11 protein-coding genes are annotated in these 12,571 nt (G+C 53.6%); 5 read left to right on the forward strand and 6 right to left on the reverse strand.

The genetic code is table 11. From position 1 onward, the window contains the following. Positions 1-47: 47 nt before the first annotated feature. Positions 48-542 carry a DUF2721 domain-containing protein gene (locus tag Abor_RS01800; protein ID WP_048840129.1) on the reverse strand — a complete coding sequence of 165 codons (495 nt, stop codon included), beginning with the start codon at positions 540-542 and terminating at the stop codon, positions 48-50. Positions 543-584: 42 nt separating this feature from the next. Next, a complete protein-coding gene (locus Abor_RS01805) occupies positions 585-1,463 on the reverse strand; it encodes an ATP-binding protein (RefSeq protein WP_048840130.1) in 879 nt (292 codons plus the stop codon). 169 nt (positions 1,464-1,632) lie between these two features. On the opposite strand from Abor_RS01805, the gene yajC reads away from it, so the two are divergent. After that, positions 1,633-1,992 (forward strand): preprotein translocase subunit YajC, encoded by a 360-nt coding sequence (gene yajC / locus Abor_RS01810; RefSeq protein ID WP_048840131.1) that lies wholly within the window; start codon positions 1,633-1,635, stop codon positions 1,990-1,992. 74 nt (positions 1,993-2,066) lie between these two features. Here yajC and Abor_RS01815 read toward each other — a convergent pair whose 3' ends face one another. Then, positions 2,067-4,325 (reverse strand): primosomal protein N', encoded by a 2,259-nt coding sequence (locus tag Abor_RS01815; protein WP_048840132.1) that lies wholly within the window; start codon positions 4,323-4,325, stop codon positions 2,067-2,069. Positions 4,326-4,441: 116 nt separating this feature from the next. On the opposite strand from Abor_RS01815, the gene Abor_RS01820 reads away from it, so the two are divergent. The 3 genes from Abor_RS01820 (at position 4,442) to Abor_RS01830 (ending at position 7,520) form a co-directional block, all read left to right on the forward strand. After that, a complete protein-coding gene (locus Abor_RS01820) occupies positions 4,442-5,401 on the forward strand; it encodes a tyrosine recombinase XerC (protein ID WP_048840133.1) in 960 nt (319 codons plus the stop codon). Positions 5,402-5,611: 210 nt separating this feature from the next. After that, positions 5,612-6,574, forward strand: a complete 963-nt coding sequence (gene pip, locus Abor_RS01825) for a prolyl aminopeptidase (protein ID WP_048840134.1) — start codon at positions 5,612-5,614, stop codon at positions 6,572-6,574. Positions 6,575-6,578: 4 nt separating this feature from the next. Continuing rightward, positions 6,579-7,520, forward strand: coding sequence for a retropepsin-like aspartic protease (locus tag Abor_RS01830; protein ID WP_052946338.1), 942 nt, complete (start codon positions 6,579-6,581; stop codon positions 7,518-7,520). A gap of 326 nt (positions 7,521-7,846) precedes the next feature. Here Abor_RS01830 and Abor_RS01835 read toward each other — a convergent pair whose 3' ends face one another. Continuing rightward, on the reverse strand, positions 7,847-8,362 hold the full coding sequence (locus tag Abor_RS01835; RefSeq protein ID WP_048840135.1) for a hypothetical protein: 516 nt from the start codon (positions 8,360-8,362) through the stop codon (positions 7,847-7,849). A gap of 579 nt (positions 8,363-8,941) precedes the next feature. Then, positions 8,942-9,835, reverse strand: coding sequence for a LysR family transcriptional regulator (locus tag Abor_RS01840; RefSeq protein WP_048840136.1), 894 nt, complete (start codon positions 9,833-9,835; stop codon positions 8,942-8,944). A gap of 98 nt (positions 9,836-9,933) precedes the next feature. Between Abor_RS01840 and Abor_RS01845 the strand changes: the two genes are divergently transcribed. Beyond that, positions 9,934-11,064 (forward strand): YeiH family protein, encoded by a 1,131-nt coding sequence (locus Abor_RS01845; RefSeq protein WP_048840137.1) that lies wholly within the window; start codon positions 9,934-9,936, stop codon positions 11,062-11,064. Positions 11,065-11,140: 76 nt separating this feature from the next. On the opposite strand, the gene Abor_RS01850 is transcribed toward Abor_RS01845, so the two are convergent. Continuing rightward, on the reverse strand, positions 11,141-12,535 hold the full coding sequence (locus Abor_RS01850) for an ammonium transporter (RefSeq protein ID WP_084594318.1): 1,395 nt from the start codon (positions 12,533-12,535) through the stop codon (positions 11,141-11,143). Between the last annotated feature and the right edge of the window lie 36 nt (positions 12,536-12,571).

A 12,571-nucleotide genomic window follows, 5' to 3' on the forward strand; every position in this document is an offset into this window, starting at 1 on the left:
CCCATATTGAGCAAAGAGGCAAGATAGCGCGCGTGCTATGGGGCTTTTCAGGTTGTTTTTGGGGTAGGGCGGGGCAAGGGGCCTTCGCGTTTCAGGCCATGCCAAGAAATAAGGCTGTCTCCCAAAAACAGGGCCAGTGCGCCTACAGTGCAGGCCAAGGCCAAGCCAAACATAAGCACCAGCCATGCCGCGACCGAAGAGTCGCGCACACTGCCCATAAACAGCACAAATGCCGCCCCGCACGATGACGCCCCGCCAAGGCCACCGGCTAATATAGCCGTGTCTAGTATAAGGGTGCGGCGGTGTAGGCGTACTAAATGGCGCTCAAGCTGCATATTGCGCTGGGCGTCATCGTTGTCATCGGTCAGTAGAGCGTTTGCTTGCTCAATATGGTCAGAGACGCGGGCTAGGCGGGTGTTAAACAGGTTAAGCAGCGTGCCAATGCCCGAGAGCATAAAGACGGGTGTAAGCGCAATTTGAATAATATGTGCAACGCTATCAACGGGTTCGCTGGCTATGGCGGCCGTAAAGGGGAGCGGCATGGAGTATCCTTGAGTGGTGTAGAACGTCAAAACCGTGAGGGGTTAGGTTTTAGGGGCAAGCTGGGCTGTTAGGTCTTCAATAAACTGGAAAGCCACACGGCCAGAGCGCCCGCCGCGTGTAATGGCCCACGCGTTAGCCTGTGCGTCTAGCTCTGGTGTGCTAATGGGCAGTGCACGCTCTTTGGCGTAAGTGTGTACCATATCCAAAAAGACATCTTGCGCGCAGGCATGAAAGCCCAGCCACAAGCCAAAACGGTCTGAGAGCGAGACTTTTTCTTCCGTAGCCTCAGAGGGGTTAATGGCAGAGGCCCGCTCATTTTCTATCATGTCGCGAGGCATAAGGTGGCGGCGGTTGGAGGTAGCATAGAACAGAACATTTTCTGGCCGCCCTGCAATGCCGCCATCGAGCACAGATTTAAGGGCTTTGTAGTCTCGATCTTCTTTTTCAAAAGACAGGTCATCGCAAAATAAAATAAATTTGCGGCTGCTGGTGCGTAAAAGGGCCAGAAGTTCGGGTAGGGTTGCAAGGTCTTCGCGCTGTATTTCAATAAGGGCTACGCGGCCTGTACCGGGTGCGCAGGCTTTGCCGTTAACTTGGTTAACAAGCGCATGTGCCCCTTTAACCAAAGAAGACTTGCCCATACCGCGTGCCCCCCACAGCATGGCATTATTGGCAGGCAGGCCTTGGGCAAAATGTTCGGTATTGTCCAAAAGGGTTTGGCGTTGGTGGTCAACCCCTTGCAATAGCGTTGCTGGCACGTGGGCTACGTTGCTTACGGGTAGCAGGCGGCCCTGCTCTGGTAGCCACACAAATGCATCGGCTTTATCAACCCCAGCAAGGCTTGGCGCAGGGGGGGAGAGGCGCTCAAGTGCTGTGGCAATACGTTCCAGAACAGAAAACTGACTTGGGTCTAGTGTCATGAAACGTGGCTCCTGTGTGCGGTTTTGCTTGCAGCGGGCGCAAAAATTAGACCAGATAGCCCCACGAAGAAAGTGCGTAATGGCATGCAGACGCTTGACGCACGAAAACCTAAATCTATGGTCTGCTCGTTTGCTGGTCTTACCAGCTTTACGTTGAAAGCGCGTTTGAATGTCTAATTTCTTTATTTCTACAGCTTATGCCCAAACAGCGGGCGGTGGTGGGGGCGGTATGTCCAGTATTATGTCTTTTTTGCCGTTTGTTGGCGTTTTTGCCATCATGTATTTCCTGCTTATCCGGCCACAGCAGCAGCGGCAGAAGCAACTGCGTAACGAGCTAAAAGCCCTGCGCCGTGGCGACCGCATTGTAACCGCAGGCGGTATTGTTGGCGTGGTGCAAAAAAGCCGTGAAGACACAAACGAAGTGGAGGTAGAAATTGCCCCCAACGTGCGTGTTATAGTGCTGCGCGACACCATTACCACTGTGCTGACCAGCACAGCTAAACCCGCTAACGATGCGGCTAAAAGCTGAGTTGTAAGGCATTTACAGTAGTGGATTATGAAAAAGCGGGCTGTATGGCCCGCTTTTTTTATGCCTATGCGTTTTTACAAAAAAGAAACCGGGTCAATATCGATATCAATACGGGCCCCTTTGCCCGGTTTAACCATGCTAAGCCAGCGGCGCAAAATGGGTTGTACGGCTATGGTGCGCCATGTGCGCAGTAAAATGCGGCGGCGGTGGCGGTTACGGAGCACCGCAATAGGGGCCGGTGCCGGGCCAAGCACCTGTATGCCTTCACCGTAGGGGGCGGTGCGGCCTAGGTCTGCTGCGGTGGCGTCTGCTTCTTTTGCGTCTTCTGCGCTAATAATAAGGGCTGCCAGGCGGCCATAGGGCGGCCAAAAGCCGGGGCGGCGCTGGGCGGCTTCTTGTGCCATAAAGGCGTCAAAATCTCCCGACACAAGGGCCTGCATAACCGGGTGTTCTGGCGTATAGCTTTGCAGCAGCACCCGCCCCGGTGTGCTGGCACGCCCCGCACGCCCTGCAACTTGGTGCAGCAGTTGAATGGTGCGCTCACCCGCGCGCAGGTCACCCCCGCCAAGGCCTAGGTCTGCATCAACAATGCCAACAAGTGTTAAGTGTGGAAAGTGCCAGCCTTTGGCAACAATTTGCGTGCCAATAACCAGATCAACCTCCCTGCGGGAAATTTTGGCAACAGCTTCGGCTGTGGCGGCGGGGCCACCTAATGTGTCGCTGGCCATAACCAGAATGCGCGCATCGGGGAAAAGGTTTTTGGCTTCTTCTGTAATACGCTCAATACCGGGGCCAATGGCTGTCAGGCTTTCTTCTGCCCCGCAGGTGGGGCAGGTGGGGGGCATAGGCTCTGTATGGTCGCAGTAATGGCACGAGAGCATTTTTTTTGCTCGGTGCTCTACCAACCATGCGGTGCAGTGGGGGCATTCCATACGGTGGCCACAGGCCCGGCACAGAGTAAGGGGGGCATAGCCACGGCGGTTAAGAAACAGCATGGCCTGCTCTTGCCGCTCAAACGTTGCGCTGAGTTGCTCTGTTAAAGCGGGGGAGAGAAAAAGCCCGCGTGGGGGTGGGTGGTCGCGCATGTCTAAAATGCGCGTTTCGGGCAAAGAGGCCCCGCCATGCCGAGAGGGCAAAATAAGGTGGCGGTAACGGCCCGCCTCAACATTTGCTAAAGTTTCAAGGCTTGGTGTGGCCGACACCAACGCTATGGGAAAACCCGAAAGGCGGGCCCGTACCACGGCCATGTCGCGCGCGTTGTAAATAACGCCTTCTTCTTGCTTGAACAGGCTTTCGTGTTCTTCATCAACAATAATAAGGCCCAAATTATTAAAGGGCAAAAACAGGGCTGAACGCGCACCAACCACCACAGTCGCACTGCCATTAGCTGCCGCGTGCCATGTAAGGCGGCGGGCACGTTGCCCAATTTCTGAATGCCAAATGGCGGGCTCTGTGCCAAAGCGGCGGGTAAAGCGCTGCATCCATTGGGCAGAAAGTGCAATTTCGGGTAATAAAACCAGCGCTTGCTTGCCTTGTTCTAGGCAGGCGGCAATGGCTTCAAGGTAAATTTCGGTTTTGCCAGACCCGGTTACCCCTTCTAGCAAGGTTACGGAAAACTGGCCCTCTGCCACGGTGTTGCGCAGGGCGGCGGTGGCGGTGGCTTGCTCACCTTCTAACACCGGTAGGTTATGGTGTGGGTTAGGGGCGGCAAAGGGGCGCTCTGGCCCCAATTTAATGGCTTTAAGGGCTTTGGCATCGGCCAGCCCTTTCACCACGCCCGGCCCTACGTTGGCGGCGTTTGCAATGTCTGTTGTGGTGCGGGCTGTACCGTCTTGCAGCAGGTCGAGCACTTTTTGCCGGGCCGGGGTTAGGCGCACAGTGTCGGGTCTATTTTCAGCCAGTATCCAGCCCATGCTGGGGGTGGGTACGCCGCGCATATGTAAGCGTAGGGTCATGGCAAGTACCATGCCGGGTGGGGTTAAGGTGTAGGCGGCCACCCAGTCTATAAAATGGCGTAACTCGGCAGAAAGTGGGGGTAGGTCTAGCAATTCTGCCACGGGGCGCAGGCGGGCGGCTTCTACCGTGCGTTGGGGTGGGGGGGCAAAATCTGCTGGTAGGTTGGGGTTAGGCTCCCACACCACACCGGTTTCGCGCCTGCGGCCTAGGGGTACTACAACAACATCACCGGGGTTTAGTGGCATGTTTGGGGGGGCTGCGTAGTCAAACGGGCCAGCAAAGGGCATGGGCAGCAGCACGGAAACTCGCCGCCGTGCGGGTGCCGCAGGGGGGGCAGGTGCATCTGGCAACAAAGAAGAAAACAGGGCTGGCTCCATAGCTTTCTTTTTAGGCACTCCAGCACCAGAAGAACAGTGCTTGCGTCATGTAAAAAACTCTGAACAAGTAACGGGTTGTTTCAGGGTAAGGTAAAAGTGGTAGCTGGGAGCCTTTTATGACAGCGCAAGAAGCGGTTCAGGCTTTTTTGACATGGATGGGGGCTGAGCGTCGGGCATCGCCCCTCACGCTTGAAGCTTACCAGCATGACCTGTCTCGTTTTATGGCGTTTATGGGGGAGCACCTTAATGGCCTGCCAGATATGGCGGGGCTTGCGCATATAAGCCTGCGCGACATGCGGGCATGGCTTGCACATGAGCAAGCGCAGGCAACCCTAGCCCCGGTGCGTAAAACCACGCCAGACCGGGCTGCGCGTACACGCTCGCGCCGTGTGTCTGCTGTGCGCTCGTTTTTTCGGTATTTGGCGCGTAGGCATGGGGTAGAAAACGCGGCTGTAGGGCTATTGGCAACACCACGTACAAAAAAGCCACTGCCACGGCCGTTAAGCGTGCCAGATGCCAAAGCCGTACCAGAAGATATAGCCGACCTAGCCAACACAGACATGGCCAGCAGACGTGACGCCGCTTTATTTACCTTACTCTACGGGTGCGGCCTCCGTATTTCAGAAGCTCTTGCGTTGAATATAGCAGACCTAAGCCCCATGCGGGGCAGCGGTGTGCTGCGTATTAAGGGTAAGGGTAATAAAGAGCGTTTGGTGCCTGTATTGGAGCATGTGCAAAAAGTGTTGGAAGGGTGGGTTAGGCTTCACCCAAGCCCTTTGGCTACGTCTCCTCTTTTTCCCGGTGTGCGGGGTAAACGGCTACAGGCAGGCATTGCACAAAAAGCCATGCGAGAGTGGCGGGCTATGGCGGGCTTGCCAGATCATGTAACCCCACATTCTCTACGGCATTCATTTGCCACACATCTTATGGAGGGCGGGGCAGATTTACGTGTTATTCAGGAACTTTTAGGCCATGCCAGCTTGTCGACCACCCAGCGCTATACCTTGGCAGATGAGGCCAGATTGTTAGACGTTTGGGCTAAGGCGCACCCTCGTGCCCATGTGGCCCATAAATAGGGGGCAGCGCCAACTCTCAGCCTTGGTTGTGCTTACACACCCTTTTTACGTTTGAAGGCGTTGGTTTTGTAGAGTGCCAACACAACATGGTGGTTACACAGTGGCGTGTTCAGCCATAAAAAGGCTTAGCCACCCCTCTACTTTGAGCTTGTGAAACAGCCTTTAAGAAATTTCGTGTATTTTACCGCAAACAGTAAGGTTTCAGCAGTCATGTTTTCTCCCTTTCGTACTCCTTGGCCCGCTCTTGAACCTTACGCGCACGGCTACCTAAAGACTGGTGAGGGACACCAAGTCTATTGGGAGGAATGCGGTAACCCGAATGGTGTTCCGGTTGTGTTTTTACATGGTGGGCCGGGTGGTGGGTGTAACCCGGCCCAACGGCGGTTGTTTAACCCAAGCCTGTACCGCATTGTGCTGTTTGACCAACGCGGGTGTGGGCGCTCTAAACCGCATGCCTCGCTTGAAAATAACACCACATGGCATTTGGTGGCCGATATTGAGCGCCTGCGTGTGCAGTGTGGGGTTGAAAAATGGGCGGTTTTTGGCGGCTCTTGGGGGTCTACCCTTGCGCTGGCTTATGCCCAAACCCACCCAGAGCGTGTAAGCGCGTTAATGTTGCGGGGTATTTTTACCCTGCGGCGGGCCGAACTGCTCTGGTATTATCAGGAAGGCGCATCTTGGATTTTCCCTGATAAATGGGAAGATTTTCTTGCCCCCATTCCCGCCGCAGAGCGGGGTGACATGATGGCTGCCTATCGTAAACGCTTAACCTCTGAGAATAAAAAAGAGCAGCATGAGGCCGCCGTGGCATGGAGCCTGTGGGAAGGGCGAACACTCACCCTACTGCCCGCACCAGACATTGAAAACCAGCATGAAGATGCTGAGTACGCGCTGGCGTTTTCCCGCATTGAAAACCACTATTTTGTGCATGGTGGCTGGTTAGAAGAGGGCCAGCTTATTAAAAATGTAGACCGTATAAGGCATATCCCTACCGTTATTGTGCAGGGGCGCTATGATATGGCAACCCCCGTACGCACCGCATGGGACTTGCACAAAGCATGGCCAGAGGCTGAACTGCACCTGATTGATGCCGCAGGCCACGCATTATTTGAGCCGGGTATTTTAACAGCCTTGCTCAATGCGACAGACCGTTTTGCACAAGAACTGGCGTAGTCTGATGCGGGTATTGTCCTTATTTTTTGGGTGTGTCGGTTTATTAGGTGTTACGGCCCTTGCTCACCCAATAAGTGTGCAGGCGGCGGAGGGTAATTGCCAGCCCAAGCTGTTGGCCCATGTGCCCTTGCGTAACGATGCTGGTTTTTTAAGTAGCCCTGTTAGTATAGATGGCCATTCTGCCAGCATGATTATTGATACAGGGTCTGAGGGGAGCCTTATCTCTCCCAGCGGTGCAGAGGCATTTGGCCTGCAACTAGACCCCGCCATTAACACGGTTATGCAGGGTACAGGTGGTGGGCAAAAAGTGGTGCCCAACGTTATTGTGCGGTCTTTACAAATAGGGGCTGCCCGTAGCGGCATGTTTTCTATTGCTGTGGGGTCTTTACCCGGCAAGCCACCCGTGCAGCCCCCCATAGAAGGGCTGATTGGTGGCGATGTACTAACCCATTACGATGTAGAGTTTAACGTAGCAGAAGGCTGGATGAACCTTTGGGCGCCCACTCCAGCCGCCAATGCCGCCTGCGGTGGCCCGCAAGGGTGGAATGCCATTTACCGGGCTCTGCCCATGCAGTTTGATGGGCGGCGTGTTTCTATTGCTGTGGTTTTAAATGGGCATACGCTTAAAGCCTTGGTTGATAGCGGCGCACGCTCGCGCATTGTGGCGCAGAGTGTCGTGGCACGCCTTGGCGTATCTGAGCAAACATTGGCAGCAGACCCTGGCGGCCTAACCAATGGTGTTGACGGGCGGCAACAGGTCTACCATTGGCACCAGTTTAAAACCCTGCAATACGGTTTGGAAGAAGAGAAAAACCCGGTGCTAACCGTAGCCCCGCTGCATGATGTAGCCGATATGCTACTTGGCTCAGACTGGTTTGCGGCCCACAGGGTTTGGATTTCTTACCAGACAGGCAAGCTCTATGTTATGCCCGCACGAAAACGGTAGAACTTAAACTATTTTGTACAGCAGCATGTTTTCAAATTTTTATAAAATGCAAATGCGAGGGTGTTAGAGTATTTTTGTAACTGGATAGCACGGTTTTACAAACACAAAACTGTCGTATCAGGATCAAAAGGGGGGATGCTTACCGGCTTATAACAGTATGCCAGACAGTTATAAGCGAGCCTTGAAATGACTTTTGATGCTATTGATAAAAAATAGTGCTCATAAAATCTATTTTTGCAATACAAGGCTGGAGCCAGTGTTATAAAAGCTGGCTCCAGCCATTGTGTAGGTTTTAGAGTGCTAAAACCTTATAAGCCGTGTTAGGCTTATTCGCCTTTCAGGCGGGTGTTGCACTGGCTGTAATAGCCACCACCTTTTTGGATCCATTTAAGAGCACCATTGCCGCCATTGGCTTTATTGGTGTTGTACTGGTCAAGGCAGGTTTTCATGCGGGCTTTACCAGCAGACAATTTTTCATACTGGCTTGCAACAGCGGTCGGGAACACAACGCCAGCCGTGCTTGCGGCAGGTGCGGTGGCTGCTGCTGCGGGTTTGCTGGCTTCTGGGGCGGTTGTGGTGCTGGCAACGGTTGGCTTGTCTGCCTTGGCGGGTGTTGCAGGCTCAGACGGTGCAGTTGCTTCGGTTTTTGCAGCGGCGGCTGTATCACAGCTTGCAGCTTTAAATTCTTTGTAGCTTTGGCCGTTTAAGGTACCTGCTTTACGGGCAGCGGCAAAGTTCTGGTGGCATTCTTTAGCGCTCAGGGCGTGGGCTGCCGGGGCTGAAAGTGCCGTAGCGCAACTAAGAGCCAGAGTAGCCAGCATAATACGGGCAGAAGATTTCATACTGGTAAAACCTTATTCCGATCAGGGCGACCTAAACGGCCCATGCCGCCGTGCCCTGACTCTGTTCACTTTTGGACAATAAGCATAAGTGAGCCGATATAAAAGAGGAACACGCGGCCTAAACCAGAGAAACGATTTCTTTTAACATAAAACAGCGTTTAATACTGGGCTATAGTATGAGCACGTAAAGGGGTTTTACCTAAGAGGCCGCCCTAAAAGAGGGGTGAACGCTCAATGCTGCATTTTTACGCTTAAAGAGCAGGGCTTTTTTGCAAGAGAAAAGAGTGTGGAGGTTTGTGGGGTATTTACTATGGCGGTAAGCAGCCAGTTTTTACATGCCCCGTAGGCACAACTTCAAAAGCATAAAGTTTACGGGTGTTAGGGGCAGGGCAGGAGAATTTGTAACCAAAAATGGCCCTGTTGCTGCTGGTTTAGTACAAAACAGCAGATTTTAGGCGCACCAGCGTAACTTTGTTCTAGCCACCATACTGTTAAAGCCTGCTGTTGCTGTTGCTGTTGTGCTTTGGGCTGTCTGGCTGGGTGATAAAACCCGGTTTTACGGTGGGGGTGTAGCCCCCTTTATTGTGTAGCCTGTTGGTTACGCAACATGGCCAAAAAAGCATTGGCCGCGTGTGTGGGGCGGCGTTCTTTATGGTGCAAAACTTTAAAATGACGGGCTGGCAGGTCAAACTTTAGGGGTATTACTGTGTGTGCCTCTAAAGCAGATTTCACCACATACTCAGAAAGCCCAGCAATACCAATGCCGTTTTGGGCAGCGTTGAGCACGGCCTCGTTAGAAGGCAGGGTCATGCTTATGTGTAATGCGTGGGCGGGGCAGCCTGCTTTTGCCAGTGTTTTTTCTAGGCTGGAGCGGGTGCCTGAGCCTTGCTCACGGGCAACCCAATGGGCTTGTATAAGGTCTTGGGGGGTAATGTGGTGTTGTTTGCCTAACGGGTGGTTGGGGGCGGCTATGAGGGTTAATTTGTCTTGCCCAATGTTTTCTTGCGTGAGCAGGGGGTAAGAGACAGCGCCTTCTATAAACCCTAGCTCACAAGCGCCTTGCAGGGTTGCCTCCGCAACGTCTTTGGTGTTGCCGCTTTGAATGTCTATGGCAATGTTGGGGTAGAGCGTATGAAAACGCGCCAGATAACGCGGCAGCCAGTAGCTCACAATCGTTTGGCTGGCCTGCACCCGCAAAGTGCCAGCGTTCAAGCCGTTTAGGTCTGCTAATAAGGTTTCTGCTTGCATGGCGCGGGCCATAACGGCCCGGGCTTCCACCAAAAAAAGCTGGCCGTAACTGTTAAGCACAATACCACGCCCCACGCGGTCAAACAGTTTAAGGGCGTGTTGCTCTTCTAAGGCAGCAATGGCGTTGCTTACGGCAGATTGGGTTAGGTTTAAAAAGCGGGCCGCAGCCGTAACATGCTGTCGCTCTGCTACGGCAATAAAAATGCGCAATTGCTCTAGGGTCATTAATCAATCTCTTTTTTAGATTAATATGATAATTATAATCCGTTAGAAGTATTAATAGCAAGTGGTCATGGTGTGCCTGCACAATAAAGAGCAGGCTTATGCAAACCTTTAAAACACAACCAACACAAAGAGTTTTGGCCGCTAATAGGGCGCTGCTGGGCCAGTGGGGTGTGTCTGGTTTGCATACCGTAAAACGGTTGGCGCCGGGCGTTGCGTTGTGTCTTGCCGTAAGTGGTTTGGCTTATGGCGCTGCGCAGTTAGAGCAAATGTTTTTTGGCAATATGTGGCTAGAGCAACTGGTGTTGGCCATTATTATAGGGGCCATTGTGCGCAACGCGGTGCCGCTTGGGGCTGCAACACAGTGCGGTATTAATTTTTGTGCCAAACAGGTGCTCGATGTTGCGGTTATGCTGTTGGGCTGCGCTGTAAGCACGCAGGTTCTGCTAAGCGCTGGCGCAGGTTTGCCTTTGGGTATTGCCGGTTTTGTGGTGCTGGCAATTTTTGCGTCTTATGGTCTTGGGCGGTTGTTTGGCTTGCCACAGCAGTTGGCTCTACTTATTGCGTGCGGCAATGCCATTTGCGGTAATTCTGCCATTGCAGCGGTGGCCCCGGTTATTCGCGCCAGGGGGGAGGACGTCGCCGCAGCAATTTCTTTCACTGCCCTGCTTGGTGTGCTGTTGGTACTCGTATTACCAGTATGTGCCCCGCTCTTTCATATGCATGGCGTGCACTATGGGGCGTTAGCTGGGTTAACTGTGTATGCGGTGCCCCAAGTTTTGGCGGCAACAGCGGGGGTAGGGGCGGTTGCAGTGCAGTTTGGCACACTGGTTAAACTAACCCGTGTGCTCATGTTGGGGCCTGTGGTTTTGGTGTTGGCTTTAATCACCCATAAAGCACAGCAGGCTGCTGCCCATACCCCGAGTGTCGCTGGTCAAATGCTACAGCCCAATACCAAACCCTTTGTAGTCGGGCAGTTTGTCCCTTGGTTTATTGTGGGCTTTTTGGTGCTGGCAGCGCTGCGGTCTTTTAACCTGTTGCCTTTGGTGTGTGTGCCCATTGCAGCACATGTGAGCACCGTTTTGACCGTATTGGCCATGGCAGCTTTGGGGTTAAGCACAAACCTGCGTGCGGTTGCAAAGTGTGGCGTGCGGGTAAGTGTGGTGGTTCTGCTTTCTCTTATTTTACTGGTTTTGGCTGGGTTCGGGTTTATTGCGCTGTTTGGGTTGTAAGGGGCGTTTACACTAAAAAACCCACCCCACAGTAAAGTGGGGTGGGCCAGAAACAGCCAAAAGGGTAAAGGCTATTTTAGTTAATACGCTCACCATGCAAGGACATATCAAGCCCTTCCAGTTCCTGATCTGTGCTGACACGCAGGCCAATGGTCATATCAATAACTTTGAGCAGCACAAAAGAGATAGCGCCACACCAGATAATGGTCACAATAACAGCCTCGGCCTGCACCATGAGCTGGTGCAAAGAGCCCACAATGCCGGTTGGGTTGGCATCTGTTGCGGAAAGGGGGCCGTAGGCAAAAATGCCGGTAAGGAGTGCCCCTACAATACCGCCTACGCCGTGCACGCCAAAGGCGTCCAAGCTGTCATCGTAACCGAGCAGGTGTTTGAGAGAGGTCGCGCTCCAAAAACACACAGCGCCAGTAATAAGCCCAATAAGCAATGCACTGCCGGGCAGCACAAACCCTGCGGCAGGGGTAATGGCCACAAGGCCACCAACAGCGCCAGAAATAACACCTAGCACAGTGGGCTTGCCAGAGCGCAGCCATTCAACCAGCATCCAAGAGACACCAGCACCAGCTGCGGCAATTTGAGTGGTAACAACGGCCATACCTGCACGGCCGTTAGCCCCAATGGCAGAGCCACCGTTAAAGCCAAACCAGCCGACCCACAGCAGAGAAGCCCCAATAATGGCGTAGGTCAGATTAAAGGGGGAGAGGTCGTCTTGGCCAAAGCCTTTACGCTTGCCCAACACCAAGGCGCAAACAAGGCCAGCAATACCGGCGTTAATATGCACAACCGTACCGCCAGCAAAGTCTGCTGTGCCAAGGCCAGCCAACCAGCCGATAGGGCTCCAGACCCAGTGGGCTATAGGGGCATAGACCACCAAAGACCAAATGATGGAGAAAATGCACATAGCGCTAAACTTCATGCGCTCTGCATACGCGCCGGAGATTAGGGCCGGGGTAATAATGGCAAAGGTCATCTGGAACATCATGAAGATGCTCTCAGGAATGGTCATGGTTGTGGCATTGGGGGAGTCGGCCCCCAACGTAAAGGCCACATCTGCACCGTTGTGAATATGTGCCCCAAGCCCATTAAGAAAAATACGAGACAACCCGCCCAGCCACGGGGTGCCCGTGGTAAAGGCCAGAGAATAACCCGCTACCATCCAGACAATGGACATAATGCAGCACAGCGCAAACGACTGCATGAGGGTAGCCAGCACGTTTTTTTTACGCACCATACCCGCATAAAACAGGGCCAAACCGGGAATGGTCATCATGAGCACAAAGGCAGTGCTGACCAGCATCCATGCTGTGTCGCCACTGTCTATGGCGGGGGCGGTGTCGGCCGCGTGCGCCAGTGCGGGTGAAAAAAGAAGTGCTGCACCACCAAGCGCTGCGGCACCAGTTTTAGCGTTAAAACCGCCTAAGCCAGACGGAACCAGACAAGACCGCGAGGTCATGGATTCGTATTCTCCCCTTTTGCGCTGCCCTGAATG

Source organism: Acetobacter orientalis, from assembly GCF_000963965.1.
Lineage (GTDB): Bacteria > Pseudomonadota > Alphaproteobacteria > Acetobacterales > Acetobacteraceae > Acetobacter > Acetobacter orientalis.